This is a genomic window from Actinoplanes sp. NPDC019969 (assembly GCF_055562375.1).
This window is the reverse complement of record NZ_JBVHFK010000010.1, coordinates 345,300-365,756: the sequence shown is the minus strand read 5'-3', so window position 1 is coordinate 365,756 and position 20,457 is coordinate 345,300. Positions and strand designations below refer to the sequence as shown.

At 70.7% G+C, this 20,457-nt stretch carries 19 protein-coding genes and 1 tRNA gene; 9 read left to right on the top strand and 11 right to left on the bottom strand.

Annotated features, from left to right (window positions below; all coding sequences use genetic code 11):
- Nucleotides 1–16: 16 nt before the first annotated feature.
- A complete protein-coding gene (locus tag ACZ3II_RS29425) occupies nt 17–982 on the bottom strand; it encodes an NAD(P)-dependent alcohol dehydrogenase (RefSeq protein ID WP_465521264.1) in 966 nt (321 codons plus the stop codon).
- Nucleotides 983–1,078: 96 nt separating this feature from the next.
- On the opposite strand from ACZ3II_RS29425, the gene ACZ3II_RS29420 reads away from it, so the two are divergent.
- Nucleotides 1,079–1,735, top strand: a complete 657-nt coding sequence (locus ACZ3II_RS29420; RefSeq protein ID WP_465521262.1) for a TetR/AcrR family transcriptional regulator — start codon at nt 1,079–1,081, stop codon at nt 1,733–1,735.
- A gap of 2 nt (nt 1,736–1,737) precedes the next feature.
- Here the strand turns inward: ACZ3II_RS29420 and ACZ3II_RS29415 are convergent, their stop codons facing one another.
- Nucleotides 1,738–2,943, bottom strand: coding sequence for a mannosyltransferase family protein (locus tag ACZ3II_RS29415; protein WP_465521260.1), 1,206 nt, complete (start codon nt 2,941–2,943; stop codon nt 1,738–1,740).
- Between the two features lie 282 nt (nt 2,944–3,225).
- Between ACZ3II_RS29415 and ACZ3II_RS29410 the strand changes: the two genes are divergently transcribed.
- Nucleotides 3,226–3,310: transfer RNA gene (locus ACZ3II_RS29410), tRNA-Leu, on the top strand.
- Nucleotides 3,311–3,364: 54 nt separating this feature from the next.
- Here ACZ3II_RS29410 and ACZ3II_RS29405 read toward each other — a convergent pair.
- Nucleotides 3,365–3,916: a recombinase family protein gene (locus ACZ3II_RS29405; protein WP_465521258.1), complete on the bottom strand. Its 552-nt coding sequence runs from the start codon at nt 3,914–3,916 to the stop codon at nt 3,365–3,367.
- 282 nt (nt 3,917–4,198) lie between these two features.
- Between ACZ3II_RS29405 and ACZ3II_RS29400 the strand changes: the two genes are divergently transcribed.
- The 3 genes from ACZ3II_RS29400 to ACZ3II_RS29390 are packed head-to-tail and all read left to right on the top strand — an operon-like array spanning nt 4,199 to nt 6,827.
- On the top strand, nt 4,199–5,386 hold the full coding sequence (locus tag ACZ3II_RS29400) for an NAD(P)/FAD-dependent oxidoreductase (protein ID WP_465521256.1): 1,188 nt from the start codon (nt 4,199–4,201) through the stop codon (nt 5,384–5,386).
- A gap of 10 nt (nt 5,387–5,396) precedes the next feature.
- Entirely contained in the window at nt 5,397–6,617 is a 1,221-nt protein-coding gene (locus ACZ3II_RS29395) for a cytochrome P450 (RefSeq protein WP_465521254.1), read from the top strand.
- Between the two features lie 12 nt (nt 6,618–6,629).
- Entirely contained in the window at nt 6,630–6,827 is a 198-nt protein-coding gene (locus tag ACZ3II_RS29390; protein WP_465521252.1) for a ferredoxin, read from the top strand.
- 72 nt (nt 6,828–6,899) lie between these two features.
- Here the strand turns inward: ACZ3II_RS29390 and ACZ3II_RS29385 are convergent, their stop codons facing one another.
- Genes ACZ3II_RS29385 through uxaC form a run of 3 tightly spaced genes read right to left on the bottom strand, consistent with a single transcriptional unit; the run spans nt 6,900 to nt 10,421 of the window.
- Nucleotides 6,900–8,180: an MFS transporter gene (locus ACZ3II_RS29385; protein WP_465521250.1), complete on the bottom strand. Its 1,281-nt coding sequence runs from the start codon at nt 8,178–8,180 to the stop codon at nt 6,900–6,902.
- 2 nt (nt 8,181–8,182) lie between these two features.
- A complete protein-coding gene (locus ACZ3II_RS29380) occupies nt 8,183–8,983 on the bottom strand; it encodes an SDR family NAD(P)-dependent oxidoreductase (RefSeq protein WP_465521248.1) in 801 nt (266 codons plus the stop codon).
- A gap of 19 nt (nt 8,984–9,002) precedes the next feature.
- Nucleotides 9,003–10,421 (bottom strand): glucuronate isomerase, encoded by a 1,419-nt coding sequence (gene uxaC, locus ACZ3II_RS29375; protein WP_465521246.1) that lies wholly within the window; start codon nt 10,419–10,421, stop codon nt 9,003–9,005.
- Between the two features lie 100 nt (nt 10,422–10,521).
- Here uxaC and ACZ3II_RS29370 point away from each other — a divergent pair, with 100 nt between their 5' ends.
- A complete protein-coding gene (locus ACZ3II_RS29370) occupies nt 10,522–11,751 on the top strand; it encodes a lactate racemase domain-containing protein (RefSeq protein WP_465521244.1) in 1,230 nt (409 codons plus the stop codon).
- Here the strand turns inward: ACZ3II_RS29370 and ACZ3II_RS29365 are convergent.
- Nucleotides 11,652–12,740 carry a LacI family DNA-binding transcriptional regulator gene (locus ACZ3II_RS29365; protein WP_465521242.1) on the bottom strand — a complete coding sequence of 363 codons (1,089 nt, stop codon included), beginning with the start codon at nt 12,738–12,740 and terminating at the stop codon, nt 11,652–11,654. The genes ACZ3II_RS29370 and ACZ3II_RS29365 overlap by 100 nt on opposite strands.
- 116 nt (nt 12,741–12,856) lie before the next feature.
- Between ACZ3II_RS29365 and larE the strand changes: the two genes are divergently transcribed.
- The 3 genes from larE to larC are packed head-to-tail and all read left to right on the top strand — an operon-like array spanning nt 12,857 to nt 15,661.
- Nucleotides 12,857–13,696, top strand: coding sequence for an ATP-dependent sacrificial sulfur transferase LarE (gene larE / locus ACZ3II_RS29360; RefSeq protein WP_465521240.1), 840 nt, complete (start codon nt 12,857–12,859; stop codon nt 13,694–13,696).
- The gene (gene larB / locus ACZ3II_RS29355) at nt 13,689–14,357 is read left to right on the top strand and encodes a nickel pincer cofactor biosynthesis protein LarB (protein ID WP_465521238.1); all 669 of its coding nucleotides are present in this window, start codon (nt 13,689–13,691) and stop codon (nt 14,355–14,357) included. Before larE ends, larB begins: the two co-directional genes overlap by 8 nt.
- Nucleotides 14,354–15,661, top strand: a complete 1,308-nt coding sequence (gene larC, locus ACZ3II_RS29350) for a nickel pincer cofactor biosynthesis protein LarC (protein WP_465521236.1) — start codon at nt 14,354–14,356, stop codon at nt 15,659–15,661. The genes larB and larC overlap by 4 nt, the downstream gene beginning before the upstream one ends.
- Here larC and ACZ3II_RS29345 read toward each other — a convergent pair.
- The 4 genes from ACZ3II_RS29345 to ACZ3II_RS29330 all read right to left on the bottom strand — a co-directional run bounded on the left by ACZ3II_RS29345 (nt 15,628) and on the right by ACZ3II_RS29330 (nt 20,411).
- Entirely contained in the window at nt 15,628–16,149 is a 522-nt protein-coding gene (locus ACZ3II_RS29345) for a gluconokinase (protein ID WP_465521234.1), read from the bottom strand. The genes larC and ACZ3II_RS29345 overlap by 34 nt on opposite strands.
- Nucleotides 16,150–16,218: 69 nt before the next feature.
- Nucleotides 16,219–17,955, bottom strand: coding sequence for a beta-glucuronidase (gene uidA, locus ACZ3II_RS29340; RefSeq protein WP_465521232.1), 1,737 nt, complete (start codon nt 17,953–17,955; stop codon nt 16,219–16,221).
- Between the two features lie 2 nt (nt 17,956–17,957).
- On the bottom strand, nt 17,958–19,145 hold the full coding sequence (locus ACZ3II_RS29335) for a glycoside hydrolase family 1 protein (RefSeq protein ID WP_465521230.1): 1,188 nt from the start codon (nt 19,143–19,145) through the stop codon (nt 17,958–17,960).
- Nucleotides 19,146–20,411: a mannitol dehydrogenase family protein gene (locus ACZ3II_RS29330; RefSeq protein WP_465521228.1), complete on the bottom strand. Its 1,266-nt coding sequence runs from the start codon at nt 20,409–20,411 to the stop codon at nt 19,146–19,148.
- Nucleotides 20,412–20,457 lie beyond the last annotated feature (46 nt).

The window sequence follows — 20,457 nt, the reverse complement described above, 5'->3', positions numbered from 1 at the left end:
GAGACGGTAACGCCTGTCAGGCGACCGTCACGACGATCTTTCCGTCGACGCGGCCCCGGTTGATCCGGTCGAGAGCGTCCGCCGCCTCGTCGAAGGGATACGTCCGCTCGATCACCGGGCGGATCCGGCCGGTGGTCACCATGGACGCCAGTTCGGTCAGGTCCGCGCTGTTCGGCCGGGCGGTGAAGGTGCGCACCCGCCGGCCCCCGGTGACCACGCCGGCGAGGATCCGCCGGGCCGGCCCGAGCCAGCGCCCGCCGGTGCCGACCGATAGCACGAGAGTGCCGCCGGGTGCGAGGGCCCGCCGCAGCGCCGGCAGCGGATAGTTGCCCGCCAGGTCCAGGATCACGTCGAACACCTGCCCGAACGTGGCGAGGTCGGCGGCGGTGGTCTGCTCGTAGTCGATGATGTGCTCGATCCCGAGGCCGTGCAGCATCGCCACGTTGCGGCCGGCGCAGACCGCCGTGACCCGGGCGCCCTGGGCGGTGGCCAGCTGCACGGCGAAGGTGCCGACCCCGCCCGCGGCCCCGGTGACCAGCACCCGCTGCCCGCGCCGCACGCCGCGGAGGCTCTGCAGCGCTGTCGTCCCGGCCACCGGCAGCGCCGCGGCCTCGGCATAGGACAGCCCGGCGGGCATGGCCGCGGCGAGCCGGGCCGGCACCCGCGCGAACTCACCGACCGCCGCCGGGCTCTCGGCCAGCACGTCGTCGCCGACCGCGAAGTCGTGGACGTCGCCGCGAACCTCCTCCACCCGCCCCGCGACCGCCCTGCCGACGACGAACCCGGCCCGGGGCCGCAGTAACCCACCGGCCAGCGCCCGGACGGCATAGGGCTCGCCGCGCAGCAGGAACCGGTCCGAGGCGTTCAACCCGGCCGCGTGCACCCGAACCAGAAGGTCGCCGTCTCTCAGAACCGGCCGCGGCACCTCCCGCAACGCGAGGGCGTCCGGTGACCCGTACCCCGTCTGGATCAATGCTCTCATCGCTCTCCGCCTCTCCTGCTTACACAGTAAGCTTACGTCGTAAGCAAGAGTGCGCTAAGGTCGAGCCGACCCGCAACTGATTCGAGAGCCGATTTCATGCCAACCTCGCGAGCGCCGCTCAACACACGCCGCGTGCTGCAGGCCGCCCTGGAGCTGGCCGACTCCGGCGGCACCGACAAGCTCACCATGCGCCATCTGGGCCGTGAGCTGGGCGTGGAGGCCATGTCGCTCTATCGCCACGTCGCCAACAAGGACGCCGTCCTCGACGGGATCATCGACCTGGTGGTCAGCGAGATCGACCTGCCCGAGACCCGGCAGGACTGGAAATCGGCCATGCGCCACCGCGGCGAGACCGCCCATCGGGTGCTGACCCGCCACCCCTGGGCCCCGCCGCTGCTGATGTCACGCACCAACACCGGCCCCGCCATGCTGCGCTACATCGACTACACGCTGGGCGTTCTGCGCGACGCGGGCTTCTCCTGGCGGCTCGCCGACCACGCCTGGAACACCATGGACAGTTTTGTGTATGGGTACACGATCCGCCGCCTGACCTTCCCGGTGGCGCAGGCCGACTACGCGGAGACCGCCGCCGCCCACGCGCACCTGCTGGCCGGCGGCGGCTTCCCGCACATGGCCGAGCTGACCCGGGAGGTGGCCGAGGGCCGCCATCCCGGCGACCCCGACATCACCTTCGGCCTCGACCTGATCCTGGACGGCCTCGAGCGCCTGCGTGACGCCGAGACACCGCCATGACCTCACGCCACGAGGAAGGTGCCCGCCATGAAGGTCACCAGGAAGACCGCCTGCAGGGCCACCCCGACCATCAGCACGGTCCGGTCCACGATCTGGTTGGCGCCCATCCGGGCCAGCACGAGGAAGACCGCGACCGCTTCGAGGGTGTAACGCGCCGCCGACTGCATGGACCGGCCACCCACCTCGGTCGACATCAGCAGCAGCAGGGTGAGCCCGGCGTGCACGACCAGATAGACCTGGTCCCGGCGGAACCGGAAACGCCCGGTCACACAGAGCACGAGCAGCACCACGGCGATCAGGATGGTGCCCGCGTCCAGGATCGCCCCCAGCGACGACGGCGACAGCAGCGGCTGCTCGGTCATCTGCCGCACCGAGATCAGCCACGCCTCCCCGGGGAAGGTGTAACGCCTCCCCCACTGGTCCTGGGCGATGCTGAAGGCGAGCGGGCTGCCGAGATCCACCAGGCAGTAGACGCTGTACGCGACGACACCCATCGGCACCATCATCAGCCCGATCACGTCCGGCCGGATCCGGCGCGGCCGCCAGCCGACCTGCCGCAGGTATTCGACGGCCAGCGGGATCATCAGCAGCACACCGAACAGCCGGGTCGCCGACGACAGCGCGCCCAGCCCGCCCGCGAGCCACCAGTGGCCGCGGCGCCCGGCGTACAACGCCCCGACCGACAGCAGGATGAACAGCGACTCGTTGTACCCGATGAACAGGAAGAACCCGGTCGGGAACGCGGCGAGGTACCAGGCCGCCCGCTGCGCCACCCGCGGGCCGAACTCGTGGTCGGCGAGCCGGTACAGCACGGCCAGGGCCCCGTACGCCGCCGCGTTCGCCACCACGATCGCAGCGGCCAGCGCACCACCCGGCAGCACCACGTCGAAGACCCGGATCAGGATCGGGTACAACGGGAAGAACGCCGGGAAGCCCGGCCCCAGGTGATAACCGCTCTCCGCGATCCGTACGTAGTGCCCGGCGTCCCAGCTGTTCCAGCCGAGCGCGACCATCCACAGGTCCGGCGCCCGCTCGGCCTGCCGGGGCAGCCAGGCCAGCGCGCTCACCGCCAGGTGCGTGACGCTGCTGGCCACCCAGACCGCCAGCGCCGCCAGCAACGCCGACCGCCACGGCCGGCGGGTCTGCTCGACGATCCGGTGAGCCGTCGTCTCCAGCACCGGGTCGGCGGGAAGCATCAGCGACTGCATGCGGCCTCCCCGGTCCCGGACACCGGCAGGACTACGGACAGTTGCGGTACCGAGGCAGGTTCACCTCTGCCGAAGCTGTCGGAGTTCATGCGACGTCCCCCATTCCTGATCTTCACGGAGCAGAGGTTGGCCGAGGTCAGCAGACCACGGCGAAGATCAAGTAGGGGGTTGGCACGATCCTGGGAGTTCCGTCAGAGTTTCCTCATAAGTTCCGCACAATCCCCACCGACAGCCACCCCCGCGACGGGTGCGGAGCACCGGCCTGTAAGGTTTCCCAGGCAAGTCCGGGTGGCGGAATGGCAGACGCGCTAGCTTGAGGTGCTAGTGCCCTTTATCGGGCGTGGGGGTTCAAGTCCCCCTTCGGACACGTTAAACCCCATATCGATCTTCGCGCTCGTCGCAAGATCGGATGGGGTTTTTGCTACCTGGCCTTTCTAACCCAGCGCGGCGCGTCCTCAGAAGCTGGTTGAGCACCGGTGTGCCCATGCCGGCAGCGGTAACCGGCCCGGCCGTTCACCCAGTGCCCGGACATCCGCCGCCCGCAGGCCACACAGATCAGCAGCCCGGTCAGTGCGTACCGGTGCTGCATACCGCCCTCAGGTGTGGCGCGGGCGGTGATCTCCTGGACCGCGGTGAAGTCCTCGTCACTGACCAGCGCCGGATGAGTACGCTCCGGGTGAACCACCCAGTCCGTCCGGCGATTCCAGGCCCAAACCGGGCCGAGACTGGTCCGCCGATCCCCCGGCACCGCCTCCCGATGATCGGTGAACTGCCGATTCCACACCTGCCGACCCGTATACCGCGGGTTCGCCAGAATCGCCGCCACCGTCCGCAACGTCCACACCGCACCCGCACGATGCGGATTCCGGGCAGAGTCGTAGACACCCGGCGACGGCACCCGCCGCTCGTTCAACACCCGCGCGATCCCCGCGGCAGCACAACGCTGCCCCTGGTCTCTCTGGCGCGACGGCACTCTTCAACCAGGACAGGATTGAGTGTCTCGTCCACGCCGGGACACAACTGGCGAAAGCCACGAAGGCAACACCTGGCAACTCTTTGCGCTCAGTTCGGGTGAACTGGACGCTTGGCGCATGGCAACGGATCCCCTCTCCCAGACCGCCATCCCGAAGCGGCTGTCGTCCGTCATGACGCCGATGCAGCATCAGTACCAGCCGCCTCGGCCGCCGAGCGCGCCGTCGCCTTCCGCGGCGCCGCCCTGCCAGACCCGCACCTGCACCGCGGCCGGCGGTGACATATGACCACTCCAGCCGATGTGCTGGTCGTGGGCGCCGCCGCGGCGGGTCTGTCCACCGTCGTCGCGCTACGGAGACGCGGCTACACCGGCCGACTGACGATTCTCGGCGCCGAGGCGCACCCGCCGTACGACCGGCCGCCGCTGTCGAAGCAGATTCTCTCCGGTGCCTGGGAGCCTGACCGGGCTCAGCTGCGTGCTGACGAGGCGTTGTCCGCGCTCGACGCGACGTGGCTGCTGGGTGATGCCGCGGTCTCACTCGACACGGTCAACCGAACTGTTCGTACCGCCGCCGGCCGGAGTCTCGGCGCGGACGCGATCGTCCTGGCCACCGGTGCCTCACCCCGGCTGTTGCCAGGGCAAGGCCTGGTAACCGGTACGCACGTCGTGCGGACCCTGGACGACGTGCTCGCGCTGCGCGCCGATCTCGGCGGCCACCGCCGGGTGGTCGTGGTCGGCGATGGGGTGCTCGGCACGGAGGTCGCGGCGACCACGCGGCAGCTGGGTCACGACGTGACTCTCGTCGGTCCGCAGCCGGCACCGATGTTCGCGCAACTCGGCCCGCGGGCATCCCAGGCTCTGGCCGAACTGCACGCCGGGCACGGTGTGCTGATCCGGTCCGGCGCCGGTGTCAGCGCCCTGGTGGCCGAGCAGTCGCGGGTGACCGGAGTACGCCTCGACTCCGGTGAGGTTCTGCCCGCCGACGTAGCCGTCATCGCGTTGGGAGCGGCCCCGGCGACCGGTTGGCTGACCGGCAGCGGGCTGATCGTCGACGACGGCGTGGTCTGCGACGCGCGATGCCAGGCCGGGGACGGCATTTTCGCTGTCGGCGATGTGTGCCGCTGGTACCACGAAACCTTGCAGGCGTCGGTACGCCTGGAGAACCGGACGAACGCGACCGAGCAGGCCGACGTCGTGGCGGCGAACATCCTCGGCGCGCGGATGTCGTACACCCCGGTGCCCTTTTTCTGGACCGACCAGTTCGGCGTCAAGGTCCAGGTGCACGGCACGCCGTCGCCTGAGGCGCACGTGGAGCTGCTCGACGGCGACCCCACCGCCGGCCGTTTCGTGCTGCTCTACCGCCGGGCCGGCGTACCCGTCGCGGTCCTCGGCTGGAACATGCCCAAACAGACGCGTCTGCACCGGCGGCTGCTCGATGCAGTGACAGCCGCCCCTTCTTCCCTGCCCTGAAAGGAAGATCATGACCACTGCCTTCTCGAAGGACACCGAGACACCGGAGTTCCCGCTGCCCCGAGCCTCCGGATGCCCTTTCGACCCGCCACCGGAACTGGGCAGACTGCAGCAGCAGGAACCGATCACCCGGATGCGGATCTGGGACGGCTCCACACCTTGGGTGGTGACCCGCTACGCCGACCAGCGGCGGCTGCTCGCCGATCCCCGGGTCAGCGCGGACGCCCGGCGCCCGGGTTATCCCAGTCCCACCCGCAGCGCCGACCAGGGCAACGCGTCCTTCGGGTTCATCCTGATGGACGATCCCGAGCATGCCCGGTTGAGGCGGATGGTCACCGCCCCGTTCATGGTGAAGAGGATCGAGGCGATGCGCCCGGCGGTGCAGCGGATCGTCGACACGCTGATCGATGAGATGCTCGCCGGCCCGAACCCGGTCGATCTGGTGGAGGCGTTCGCGCTACCGGTTCCCTCACTGGTGATCTCCGACCTCCTCGGCGTCCCGTACGCCGACCACGATTTCTTTCAGCGCAACAGCAAGGACCTGATCAGCCTCGCCGTCACTCCGCAGCAGCGTGGGGCCGCCTTCAAGGCGCTGTACGAGTACCTGCATGCCCTGATCGAGTCGAAGATCGCCTCGCCGGCCGACGACGTCCTGTCCGGACTGGTGCCGCGGATCACCGCCGGTGAACTGACCGTGGCGGAGGCCGCGGGCATCGGAACACTGCTGCTGCTGGCCGGCCACGAGACGACGGCGAACATGATCGCCCTGGGCACCGTTGCCCTGTTGGAACACCCTGAACAGCTGGCCCGGGTCCGCGACACCGACGACCCGAAGGTCGTCGCCGCCGCGGTGGAGGAGCTGCTGCGGTACCTCAACATCACCCACAACGGCCGCAGCCGGGTCGCCGCCGAGGACATCGAGTTCGACGGGCATCTCATCCGCGCCGGTGACGGCATCCTGATGCCGACCGAGATCGGCAACCGGGACCCGGAGGCGTTCACCGACCCGGACCGGCTCGACGTCGGCCGCGACGCCCGCCATCACATCGCCTTCGGATTCGGTGTGCATCAGTGCCTGGGGCAGCCGCTCGCCCGGATGGAGTTGCAGGTGGTCTTCGGCACCCTCTATCGCCGGATCCCCGGCCTTCGGCTGGCCACCGCGGTGGACGCCGTCCCGTTCAAGCATGACGGCGCTGTCTACGGCGTCTACGAACTGCCCGTGACCTGGTAAGGGAGGAAGATCGTGAAGGTATTGCTGGATCAGGAGAAGTGCGTGGCCTCTGGTCAGTGCGTCGTCGCCGCCGCCGACGTCTTCGACCAGCGTGACGAGGACGGCATCGCCGTCCTGCTCGATGCGGAGCCGCCCGCGGAACTCGCCGGTGACGTCCATCAGGCGGCCGCGGTGTGCCCCGCCCTGGCGATCATCGTCGAGAACGACTGACGCAACGATACGAGCGCCGCCAGGGTTGCCCTGGCGGCGCTCGCGCATGGTGGCCTGAAGGCCGGTAGGTTCCTACCGGACGGATTTGATTCGGGTGAAGACGATGAGCCCGCCGATCAGGGCGAGCACCGCTCCGGTCAGATACAGCAGGGTGTAGTTCTTGTCGCCGCCGCTGGCGCCGATCGCGATGATGAACGGTGCGATCAGTGGAGCGAGCGCGCTGGGCAGTTTGTGGGCGAACTGCACGACGGCGATGTACCGGCCGGCCTCTTCGCGGCTGGGCAGCACCGCCAGCACGATGGCCTGGTCGACGGCGCTGAAGAAGGCGATGGCGAGCTGCATCAGCACCGAGCCGATGAGCAGCGTGGGGAAGGAATAGGCGAAGGCTTCCACGATCGCGCCGACGACGAAGAACAGCGACCCGATGAGAGCGAACAGCCGCCGCCGCTGCAGTTTGTCCGAGAGGTAGCCGCCGCCGAGCGCACCGGCTGCCGCGGCGAGGACACCGATCACGCCGATCAGGGCCACGGTGCCGGCGACCTCACGGACCGGCAGGTCGAGTCGTTGGGCGTAGAAGAAGGTGCTGAACGTGGTGTTGAAGTAGAGGCCCATGAAGAAGGCCAGCCGGCCCAGCCAGTTCCAGCCGAAGTCGGGGTGCTTGCGGGGGTTGAAGACGTAGCTGGACAGCAGGGTCCGGGCCGACACCGGTGCGGCTGGCGGCAGGTTCCGGCTGTCGGGCTCCTTGCCGGCGACGAGGAAACCGGCGAGCAGGGCCGCGCCGATCAGTCCCGGCAGGACGAAGACGAGGAACGTGCTGCCGCTGACCAGTGAGGTCACGCCGACGCCGAGGATCGGGGCGATCTGGCCGGTCAGGCCGGTGAAGCCGGAGATCCGGCCCCGTTGCTCCTCGGGGATGCGGTCGGCCTGCATGCTGAGGATGAGCTGGGAGACCGTGGCCCAGCCGAGCATCGCCAGGATCCAGCCGGCGCCCACGAGCAGCAGCGTCGGTGCGGCCGCGATGGCTACCAGGGCGGTCAGGCCCAGGACGGCACCGGCGAGCATGAGGGGCCGGCGGCGACCGAACCGGCTGCGGGTCCGGTCGCTCCATACCCCGATCAGTGGACTGAGGATGAGGAAGACGGCCTGGGCGGTGCCGGTGACGTAGCCGAGCACCTCCTCACGGCCGGGGGCGAGTTCGTCGATGCGGACCGCGAGCGAGAAGGCGATCGGGACGATGAACGCCATGGAGACGCCGAAGTTGGCGGCCATCATCCAGAAGATGTAGCGGCCGCTCACCTTGGGCAGGTCGTCGGGCTTGTCGACGCCGACCGGTTCGAGGGGTGTTGAGTCCACGGTCATCCCTTGATCAACTCCTGCATCTTGCGGGTGATGAGGTTCGCGGCGCGCCGCGGGCTCAGGCGGTACATCCGGTCCATCAGCCGGGCGTCCCGGCCGACGAGCACGCGGTAGGCATTGGCCTCAACACCGTCGAGGATCTCGCGGGCGGCGCGCTGCGGTGTGGTGATGCTGTGATTCGCGGTCGTGCTGTCACCGCCCGCTCCGGGCAGGGCCACACCGGAGTTGGCCGAGATGTTGGTGGCCACGGCCCCGGGGAAGGCGACCGTGACGTGCACGTTCGTGCCGGCACATTCGGCGTGCAGACCTTCGGTGAGCAGCTTGACCGCGGCCTTGGACGCCCCGTAGACGATCTGGCCGGGCACCGGCAGGAAGCCGCCCATGCTGGAGACGTTGAGCAGGTGCGCCTCCGGCCGGCGGTGCAGCACCGGCAGGAAGGACTTCGCCAGGTACAGCGTGCCGTGCCAGTTGACGGCGAAGACCCGGTCGATCGCGTCGTCGTCGAGGTTGTCGAGGGTGACGAACGGCTGGATGATGCCGGCGCAGTGCACCAGAGCGTCGGCGGGGCCCAGCTCCGCCTCGACCTTGCCGGGAAGTTCCTGCACAGCAGTACGGTCGGTGATGTCGACGACGTGGGTGGACAGGCGGCCGGTGGCGAGTCGTCCGGTCTCGGCGAGGGCGGCCGGGTTGAGGTCTACAGCGGCGACCCGCGCTCCCCGGCGTATCGCTTCGAGGGCGACTTCTCGGCCGATGCCGCTGCCGGCGCCGGTGACCACCACCGTCTTGGCGGCCAGTTTCATATGTGTCTCCTGCGGGGGTTCAGAGTTTGAAGACGTGCGTGGGCTGAGTGGTCACCAGGCGGGTGAGGATGTCGTGGGCTTCGTCCTCGTCGAGCCGGTGGGCGGCGACGAGTTCGGCGAGGTGGCCGGCGTCGAGGCGGCGGGCCATGTCGTGGCGTGCCGGGATGGAGCAGAACGCCCGGGTGTCGTCGATGAAGCCGGACAATCGGGAGAATCCGGCGATCTCGGTGACGGCCTGTTGGAAGGAGCGGATGGCGGAGGGGTTGTCGAGGAACCACCACGGCACGCCGGCGTAGACCGACGGGTAGAAGCCCGCGAGGGGCGCGATCTCCCGGCTGTAGACGGTGGCGTCGGTGGTGAACAGGACCAGGTGCAGGTTGGGGTGGGTGCCGTACCGGGCCAGCAGGGGTTGCAGCGCCCGGGTGAACTCGACGGTGGTGGGGATGTCGTGGCCGCTGTCCGGTCCGTACGCCGCAAGGGTCTGGGGGTGGTGGTTGCGGTGGATCGCCGGGTGCAGGGTCATGACCAGGCCGTCGTCGCAGGACATCCGGGCCATCTCGCAGATCATGTGACGGCGGAACGCGGTTGCTTCGGCCCCGGTGGCGTGCCCGGCCAGCGCGCGGGTGTAGATGCGGTCGGCGTCGGCGTCGTCGAGGGGTTCGGCGGCGGCGTCGGCGTGGCTGTGGTCGGTGGACACCGCGCCGTGGGCGGCGAAGAACCGGCGCCGGTCCTCCAGGGCGGCGAGGTAGCCGCGGTAGGTGCCGGTGTCGATGCCGCTGACCACGCCGAGGGCTTCGACCGTGTCGGGCCAGCCGGGGCGGGCCGGTTCCAGGTAGCGGTCGGGGCGGAACGTCGGCACGATCCGGGCCGTCACGTCCGGGTCGGCAGCCAGCGCGGCGTGGGCGTCGAGGGGGTCGGCGGGGTCGTCGGTGGTCGCCAGGAAATCGATCTTGAAGCGGTCGAGCAGTGCCCGGGGGCGGTGGCTGTCACGGGTCAGCTGGGCGGCGACCTGGTCGTAGATGTCGTCGGCGGTGGCCGCGGTGGGCCGCCGGGTGACGCCGAAGACGTCGGACAGTTCGCTCTCCAGCCAGTAGCGGACCGGGGTGCCGGCCAGCAGCGGCCAGTTCGCGCACATCAGCCGCCACGCCTCACGGGCCCGCCCGGCCGGCAACGGGCCCTCTCCCACGCCGAGCCGGTCGAGGGGCACACCACCGGCGTGCAGCAACCGGGTCACGTAGTGATCGGGTTGCAGGAACAGGGCGGTGGGGTCGGTGAACGGGATGTCCTCGGCGAGGACGCGCGGGTCGACGTGCCCGTGCGGGGAGATGATCGGCAGGTCACGGACCGTCTGGTAGAGCCGTCGCGCGATCGGCCGGACCGGTTCTGTGGCGGGCAGCAGCCGGTCGGGATGCGGGTTCAGAGTGGGGTCCGTTGCCATGCCGCTGAGAGTGCGGATTGTTTCCGCCGTGTGGCAAAGAGTTGCCATCTGTTGCACGGCGTTGTTGCGGCTCTGAGGTCCGGGAGCGCACGGTTCGCTGATGGATAACATCATCGGCGCCGCCGGACAGATCCTCACGGACGCGGAGGTACGCGCGTTCGTGCTGGCCCGGCTCGCGGACGAGGACCTCGACGGCCGGCGGGTGTGTCTGATCGTCCCGGACGCCACGCGCAGCTGCCCGCTCCCGCTGCTGCTGGGCGCCGTGCACGAGGCGCTGCACGGGCGGGCCGCGGCCGTCACGGTGCTCATCGCGCTCGGCACCCATGCCCCGATGACACCGGACCAGCTGGACAAGCACCTGGGTGGCCCGTACCCCGGCTTCGAGGTCCGCAACCACGAGTGGTGGCTGCCGGAGGCGCTGGTGTCGCTCGGCGGTATCGCCGCCGAGCGGGTGGCGCAGTTGTCGGAGGGCCGGATGCGGCAGAGCGTCGACGTCACGTTGAACCGGGCCGTGGTGGAACACGACGTGTGCCTGGTGATCGGGCCGGTCTTTCCGCACGAGGTGGTCGGCTTCTCCGGTGGCAACAAGTACTTCTTCCCCGGCGTCGCCGGTCAGGAGATCATCGACTTCTCGCACTGGCTGGGCGCGCTGATCAGCAGCGCCGAGATCATCGGTACGCGCGGTCTCACCCCGGTCCGGGCGCTGATCGACGAGGCCGCCGCGATGATCCCGGCCCGGCGGCTGGCCCTGTGCCTGGTGGTGCAGTCAGGTTCGGGGGCGCTGCACGCGGCCGCGTTCGGCCCGCCGGAGCAGGCGTGGGCGGCGTGCGCGGACGTCTCGGCCGAGACCCACGTGCGCTACCTGGACACGCCGGTGAAGCGGGTGCTGTCGATCGTGCCGGAGAAGTACGACGACATGTGGACCGGGGCGAAGGGCTTCTACAAGGTGGAGCCGATCGTCGCCGACGGCGGCCAGGTGATCATCTACGCCCCGCACATCACCCGGATCTCGGAGATGCACCCGGAGATCGAGCAGCTCGGCTACCACTGCCGGGACTACTTCGTGAAACAGTGGGACCGGTTCAAGGACCATCACTGGGGCGTCCTCGCGCACTCCACGCATCTGCGCGGCGCCGGCACCTGGGATGCGGTGGCCGGGGAGATCCCGCGGGTCACCGTCACCCTGGCCACCGGCATTCCCGAGGCAGTCGTACGGACGGCGAACCTCGACTACCTGGACCCGGCGGCCGTCGAGGTGGACGCCGTGGCCGCTGACCCGGAGACCCTGGTGGTGCCCCAGGCCGGGGAGGTCCTGTTCCGCCTGCGGTGACCGGTCGAGGCCCGCACCACCAGCTGAGCGGGCAGGCTGACCGGCCCGTGCGCGGTCGGCCGGGCCCCGCGGGCCAGGGCGAGGAGGTTACGCACCGCGGCCTGGCCCATCGCGTGCAGCGGCGCCGCGACCGTGGTCAGTGCCGGGGTGATCAGCTCGGCGGCGAAGATGTTGTCGAACCCGACCACGCTGACGTCGTCGGGCACCCGGACGCCCATCGCGGTCAGGGCCCGGATCAGGCCGATCGCCATCAGGTCGTTGTAGGCGATCACCGCCGAGGTGGGATGCCGGGCCAGGTCCGCGGCAGCGGCGGCGCCGCCGGCCACGGTCGGTTCGTACGGGCCGAGCCGGTGAGCGTGCAGATCCAACTCGTGGACGGCCTCGTGCAGCGCCCGCCATCGGGTGCCGTCGGCCCACGACGCCTCCGGCCCGGCCAGGTAGGTGATCCGCTCATGACCGAGCTCGCCGAGATGTTCCACGGCCCGGCGCATGCCGCGCGGGTTGTCGGTGACCACGCTCGGCACATCGGTGACGGCCCGGTTGAGCACGATCACCGGCCGCTGCTTGGCGATCATCCGGATCGCCGAGTCCGACATCCGTGACGTGGCGAGCACGATGCCGTCGACGAGCGAGACAGCCCGTTCCAGCGCCTCGCGTTCCTTCGCCCCGGATTCCTGCGCGTCGGTGAGCAGCGTCGTATAGCCGGCCTCGGTGGCCGCCGCCTGCGCCCCACGGATGATCTCGTTGTAGAACGGGTTCGTGACGTCCGAGATCACCAGGCTGATCATGGAGGTGCGGCCGGTGGGCAGGGCGCGTGCGAGGGGGTTGGTCCGGTAACCGAGCTCGGCGGCGACCTTGCGAATACGCTCGGCGGTCTCGGCGTTGACCCGGCCGGGCCGGGCGAACGCCCGTGAAACCGTCGAGGAGGCGACACCGGCGGCGCGGGCCACGTCGTAGATGGTCGGTGACTTCGCCACCTGCTCCGTCATGTTTCCCCCCTGCTTCCCGGCGAGGCGACGCTAACCGGCGGCGCAACATTTGGCAACCGCTTGCCAGGGTCTGCGAACTGCGATGAGCTGGGGATCGGCGACGAGGGGAGATCAGGATGGGCAGCACGGAAGTCGACGTCGCAGTCGGGCGGCTCGGTGGGATGCTGACCGGCATCGACCGGCTCGCGGTGGCCTTCTCCGGCGGGGTCGACTCGTCGCTGCTGCTGGAGCTAACGGCACGCGCGCTGGGCCGGGACCGGGTCCTTGCCGTGCTGGGAGTCTCGCCGAGCCTGCCGGAGCACGAACGGGCCGCCGCGCACGACGTCGCCCGGCACATCGGGGTTCCGGTCGTCGAGGTGGAGACCCGCGAAGGCGATCGGGCGGCGTACCGGCGCAACGGCCCGGACCGGTGTTTCCACTGCAAGGACGAGCTGTTCACCCGCATCGGCGACGAGATCCTCGCCGAGCACCGGGTGGATGCGGTGGCGTACGGGGAGAACGCCGACGACGTACGCCGCCCCGACCGGCCCGGCGCGAGAGCCGCCACCGAGCATCGGGTGCTGCGGCCGCTGGCCAAGCTGGGGCTGACCAAGGCAGATGTACGCCGCCTCGCTGTCGCCTGCGGTCTGCCCTGCGCCGACAAGCCCGCCGCACCGTGTCTGGCGTCGCGGATCCCGCACTTCCACGATGTCACCCCGGAGAAACTCGCGCAGATCGAGCAGGCTGAGGCGGGATTGCGGCGGCTCGGTTTCATCGACTTGCGGGTACGCCACCACGGTGACATCGCCCGCATCGAACTGCCCCCGGACGATCTCGCGAGGGCGGTCAGCGGTCCGCTCCGCGACGCGGTGCACGCCGCCGTGCTGGCCGCGGGCTTCCGGTTCGCCGCCGTCGACATCGCCGGGATCCAGTCCGGCGCGTTCACCCTGCCGCTGGTGCAGGCCTCCGGTGTCTGACGCCCTCGGCTACGCCGACCTCGATCTGGACCGGACCGCCCGGCGTGGCTATCCGGAGGCCGTCTACTGCGCGGGCAAGACCCCCGCCCAGGTCGCCGGCATCGCCGCCGTGGTTCGTGAGCGCCCGGACGTGGTCACGCTCTTCACCCGCGCCGATCCCGACCACGCCGCAGCGGTGCTGGCCGCACTGCCGGACGCGCGCCACGACCCGGACGCCGGTCTGCTGGCCTGGCCCGCCGAGCCACCACCTGCCACCGGCGGGCTGGTCGTGGTGGTCGCCGCCGGAACCTCCGACCTGCGGGCCGCCCGCGAAGCCGAACTGACCGCCCGCTATCTGGGGCGGCCCACCGAGCTGGTGGTGGATGTGGGAGTGGCCGGGCTGCACCGGATCCTCGCACGCGTCGACCTGCTGCGCCGGGCGAGAGCCGTGGTGGTCGCCGCCGGCATGGACGGGGCCCTGCCCAGCGTCGTCGCGGGCCTGGTCGCGGCGCCGGTGGTCGGCCTGCCCACCTCGGTCGGCTACGGTGCGGCCTTCGGCGGGGTGGCGCCGCTGCTGACCATGCTGAACGCGTGTGCGCCGGGGGTCGCCGTGGTGAACATCGACAACGGGTACGGCGCGGGTCATCTGGCCGCACAGATCGCCGCGGACCCGGTGGCATGAGCGGCCGGCACGCCTGGATCGACGCGTCCGCCGGGGTGGCCGGGGACATGCTGCTGGGCGCGCTGCTGGATGCGGGCGCCCGGCTCGCACGGGTGCAGGCCGCGATCGACGCGGTGGTACCCGGCTCGATCCGGGTCAGCAGCACCGAGGTCACCCGGGCCGGGCTGCGCGCCCGCAAGGCGCACGTCACAGCGCTCGCCGACAGCCCGCCGCACCGCACCTGGACGTCGATCCGATCCCTGCTGACCGGAGCCGCCCTGCCCGAACCGGTACGCGAACGGTCCGTCGCGGTCTTCGCGCGGCTGGCCGAGGCCGAAGCCCGGGTCCACGGCGTCGAGCCCGGCGACGTGCACTTTCACGAGGTCGGCGCGCTCGACGCCATCGCCGACGTGGTCGGTGTCTGCGCGGCACTGCACGACCTTGAGGTCACCTCGGTCTCCGGCGGGACGGTCGCCGTCGGATCCGGGCACGTCCGCGGCGCCCACGGCCGCTTGCCGGTGCCGGTGCCGGCGGTCGCCGAACTGGCCCGGGGGTGGCGGGTGTCCGCCGACGGGCCGGGTGAGCTGGCCACCCCGACCGGGATGGCGCTGGTGCGGGCTCTCGCGGAGGTCTGCGAGGACCTGCCGCCGATGACGCTCGACGCCATCGGCGTGGGCGCCGGAGGACGGGATCGCCCGGACCGGGCCAACGTCGTCCGAGTCCTGCTCAGTGCGCGAACCGCGGCCGGCGGCGATCTCGAGGACGCCTCGGGTGGGAGCAGCACGCGGACGCCAGCCGGTCATGATCCAGCCGAAGCCGCGGCCGTGGGCAGCACGGAGGTGGACGACGCCCGGTCGGAGGAGGCGGTGCTGCTGGAGGCCAACGTCGACGACCTGGATCCACGTCTGTGGCCAGGTGTCCTGACCGGGCTGATGGAGCGGGGTGCCGCGGACGCGTGGCTGACACCGATCGTGATGAAGAAGGGCCGTCCCGCGCACACCCTCGCTGTGCTCTGCGCGCCGGAGCAGGTGGAGGGTCTGCGTGCGCACGTGTTCGAGCACACCAGCACCCTCGGTGTCCGCGAATCCGTTCGCCGTAAGACGCCCCTGGACCGTCTCTTCGTGAGCGTCCAGGTACGGGACACCGCGATCGCGGTCAAGGTGGGCCATCGCGACGGCGTCATCGTGCAGGCCATGCCCGAGTTCGATGACGTCGCGGCCCTCGCCCGCGCCAGCGGTCTGCCCGAGCGGGTGGTGCTGCAGGAGGCCCTGTCGGTCGCTGCCGCCGCCGGCTACATCCCCGGCGGCAAAGTGACGCTCACCTGAGCGAGGATCTGCTCGACCACGATGGCGGGCGTGGCGCCGATGTCGGCGACGAAACCTGTCTCGCCGGTTTCGAGTTCCTCGAGGGTCTCCAGCTGCGAGGCCAGCAGCGCCGCCGGCATGAAGTGCCCCTGCCTGGCGGCGAGCCTGCCGGCGAGCAGATCAGCACCGGCGTGCAGATGGACGAAGTGGATCGGGCCCGCGCCGGAGGTGAGCAGGTCACGGTAGCGGCGGCGCAGCGCTGAGCAGGCCAGCACGACTGGCCGGCCGGCGGACCGCTGGGCGGCGACCGCGGCCGCACACGACCGCAGCCACGGCTCGCGGTCGGAGTCGGTGAGGGGAATGCCGGCCGCCATCTTCGCCTTGTTGGCCGGCGGGTGCAGGTCGTCGGCGTCGAGGAAGACGGCGCCGGGGACGGCGGCGGCGAGCAGGGCTCCGACCGTCGACTTCCCGCACCCGGACACCCCCATCACGACGATGGCCAGAGACATGCGTGAGCTCCTCGATCAGGTGGTGGGCCGGCGGCGCGGGCAAGGGGTCCCGCACCGCCGGTGATTCGATCAGGCCGGTTTGCGGGTGCCGAGTTCGCGCCAGCGGCGGCGCAACTCCTGGGCGGCGGCCTTGGGACGGCGCTCGCGGGTGAAGACGCCCTTCTTGTTGCCGTCGACGCGGTGGATGCCGTGCGAGGTCTGGAAGTCGGCGAAGTTCCACACGTGTTCGCCGACGAAGCCGTCGATGCGGTCGAAGACGCGGTGGTGCATGGCCAGGAACGCGGACTGGTATTCCTCGGTCCACGGGGTGTCCCAGATCGAGTGCAGGCCGGCTTGGGTGTCGGCGCCGTACTCGCTCATCATGATCGGCTTGCCGAACCGGGCGAGCCAGCCCCGCAGGTCGGCTTCGAGGTACTGCTCGGCGGTCTCCAGGTCGCCGGTGGCCACGTACCAGCCGTAGTAGCGGTTGATCGACAGGACGTCGAACAGGTCGGCGATCTGATCGTTGGCGGCGGTGGCGAACATGACCGCCGAGTAGGTCAGCGGCCGGGTCGCATCCAGGGTGCGGGCCAGCTTGACCAGGGGTTCGAAGTATTCGCGGGCGCCGTCCTCGTTGGAGGCGGGCTCGTTGGTCAGCGACCACATGACGACGCTGGGATGGTTCTTGTCGCGGGCGATCAGCTCCCGGATGGCCTGGGCGTGCGCGTCGCGGGTCTCGTCGCCGAAGGTCTCCGGGGAGAAGGTCTGCCGCGGCGGGGCGCCGGTCAGCCCGGACACCACGGCCAGGTTGAGGCCGACCGCCGCCGTCTCGTCGATGACGACGATGCCGTGCCGGTCGGCGAAATCCATGACTTCTTCGGCGTACGGGTAGTGCGAGGTCCGGAACGAGTTGGCGCCGATCCAGTCGAGCAGCTGGAAGTCGTGCACCAGGTAGGCGTCGTCGTGGCCCTTGCCGCGGACCGGGGTGTCCTCGTGCTTGCCGAACCCGGTGAAGTAGAACGGCTCGCCGTTGATCAGGAAGTCGGTGCCACGGACCTCGACGGTGCGTACGCCGAAGGGCTGGTCGTAGACGTCGTGGCCGTCGATCGTGGCCTGCAGGGTGTAGAGGTAGCCGGCGCCCGGTTTCCACAGCGTCGGGTCGTCGACCTTCGCGACGCCGTCGGTTCCGGTGGCCACCGCCGCGCCGGCGGCGTCGAGGATGCGCACCTGCACGTCGGCGGGCTCGCTGGTGGTCACGTCGTAGGTGACGGTGCCGTCGAGGGCGGTGACCACGGTGACGTCGGTGATGTGCACGGCGGGGACGCTGTGCAGCCAGACCGAGCGGTGCAGGCCCGCGTAGTTGTAGAAGTCGTGCTGGTACTGCTGCCGCTTGCGGCCGGCGGCGTCAACGGTGATCGTGCCGGGCGGGATGGTGGTCTCGGTGAGCTCGTTGTTGACGCCGATGGTCAGCGTGAACTCGGCGCCGGCCGTGACCAGATCGGTGATGTCGGCGTCGAACGGGGTGTACCCGCCGACATGCTCGGCGACCAGGGTGTCGCCGACGTAGACCCGGCCGCGGTGGGTGGCGGCCTCCACCCGGATCAGGATCCGTTCGCCTGACCAGCCGCGCGGGACCCGGACGGTCCGCCGGTACCAGACCCAGCCGACGTGGTCGCGGATCTTCGGGTCGGTGAACAGGTCGTTGTAGCTGGCCGGGACGGGTGCTTCCAGGGTGGTGTCCGGGTCGGCGGAGTCGCCGGCCGAGAACTGCCAGAGGCCGTCGAGGCGGATCTGCTCACGGGTGGCGGTGGGGCGGGGCTTCAACATGGTCAGAATCCGTTCCGGCGGGCGACGGAACCGAGCCAGGCCAGGCTCGGTTTGGGGGTGCGCTCGAACGTCTCGCGGTCCACCGCGATCAGCCCGAAGGTGGGCGCCCAGTGGCCCCACTCGTAGTTGTCGAGCAGGCTCCAGTGCAGGTAGCCGCGTACGTCCACGCCGTCCGCGACGGTCGCGGCGAGACCTTCCAACGCGGCTTCGGTGTAGGCGATGCGCCGGGTGTCGTCGTCGGTGGCCATACCGTTCTCGGTGACCAGGATCGGCACGCCGCCGGTGCGTTCCCAGGTGTGCCGGACGGCCATGCCGAGCGCGTCCGGCCGGTACGCGGTGCCGACGAGGGTGTTGTCCGGGTGGACCGGGTGCGGTTCGATGCCGTTCTCGTTCACCCACATGCTGGAGTACGACTGGACGCCGACGAAGTCGTCACCTTTCGCCCCGTCGAGGTAGAGGTCCTCCCGGGCGTACCGGACCTCGCGCAGTCTGTCCTCGCCTCCCGGCCGGGCGACCAGGGCCTGGTTGGCGACGGTCCAGCCGACCTTGGCGCCGGTGCGCTCGCGGACCAGGTCACGGACGGCGTGGTGGGCTTCGACGAGGCGGTGGCCGATGGCCGGGTCGGGGCTGGGCAGCACCGGACGCTCGCCGGTGTCCACGGTGGGGCTCTGCCATTCCCCGGAGGCGGCGAGCCGGGCCATCATCGTCATGATCGCGAGCATGTTGGGCTCGTTCATCGTGCACACCCACGGCACCCCGTCGAGGATTCCCGAGACAGCGGAGGCGTAGGACCGGAACCGGTCGATCGCCCGCTCCCCCATCCAGCCGCCCTCGGCGGCGAACCAGCGCGGGTTGGTGAAGTGGTGCAGCGTGACGACCGGGGTCAGGCCCAGGTCCAGCGCGGTGTCGATCATGCGGCGGTAGTGGGCGAGCTCGGCGCGGGAGATCAGGCCCGGTTCGGGTTCGATGCGGGCCCACTCGATGCCGAACCGGTACGAGTTCAGGCCGGCATCGGCGAGCAGGCGCATGTCCTCGGCGTACCGGTGGTAGCTGTCGCAGGCGTCGCCGCTGCGTTCCATGCCGGGCATCATGCCCTCGGCGGCCCAGAAGTCGCTGTTGACGTTGTTGCCCTCGATCTGGTGCGGCGCGGTGGCCGCGCCCCAGAGGAAGCCGTCGGGGAAGGTGGTCATCTACGGGGTCCTCATCTGTTGCACGGTGATGCGGAAGTCGTCGTCCGCGGCGAGCCGCGGATCGATCTCGGTCAGGTCGAAACCGGAGGCGGCGATCGCGGTCGCGCATCCGGTGGCGGGCCGGCCGGCGGCGCGTTCGAGCCGGGTGACCGGGACGATGCGCAGCCGCAGTTTGGTGAGCGCGTCCTCGGCGATCTGGGCCAGACGGTGCTCGATGCGTGGGTTGGTGAACCGGTCGGCGAGCGCCTTGCGGTAGTCGTCGATCTCCAGGGCGGGCAGGTGGCGGGCTGCCTCGTCCCACAGCGTCTCGACCTCCACGCGGCAGGCGGGGTCGGTGAACGCCTGCGCGACGCATGTGTGCCCGCGGCGGCGGCCGGCTGCGGCGAGCAGCGTGTGCGCGCCGTTGAGCAGCCACAGCTTGCGGTTCTCCCACGGGCCGATGTCGTCGGTGAACCGGGCGCCCGCGGTCTCCCACGCCGGGCGGCCGGACGGGAAGTCGCCGCAGAGCACCCAGTCGGCGAACGGTTCGGTGACCACCGGCGCCTCGTCGCGGTAGCCGAGGGCCGTCTTCACCCGGGCGGTCTCCTCGGGCGTGACGCGCGGGGTGATCCGGTCGACCGAGGTGGAGACCACGCTGACAGCGGTGTCGAGCCACTCCCGCAGTTCGGGTGACACCTGTGCGGCGAGGGTTTCCAGGGCGATCCGCACGGCTTCGCCGTTGGCGGCCAGGTTGTCGCAGGGCACGATGGCGAGCGGGCCGGCGCCGGCCCGGCGGCGGGCTTCGAGACCGAGCAGGATCCGGCCCAGCACGGTACGGGGAGCCACGGCCGGATGCTTTCCCCGTACCGGAAAATGCTCTATGTCCGCACGCACCGCATCGTCGGAGAGATCCGGACCGCCGCCCGGGGCCAGCCGGTAGGCCGCCTCGGTGACCGTGAGTGTCAGGATCGCCGTGCGCGGATCGGCCGTCGCCCGCACGAAGGCGTCGATGTCGGCGCCGGGGACGGCCCGCACGATGCTGCCGACCGTGGTGAAGCGGTCGCCGTCCGGGGCCCGCTCGACGAGCGTGTAGGCGCCCTGCTGGGCGGTCAGTTGTGCGGCGAGCCCGGCGCTACGACCGGTGAACGCGACGATGCCCCAGTCACCGGCGTCGGCGGCACGGTCGGTGTACCAGGCCTGGTGGGCACGGTGGAACGCGCCGAGGCCGAGGTGCACGATCCGCTCCGGCCGGTCACCGAGGGTGGCGCGGGAGGGAAGGGGGCTCATGGCGACCATCAGAGCCGGGGTCCGGTGAGAGGGTCAATCGGTTGCC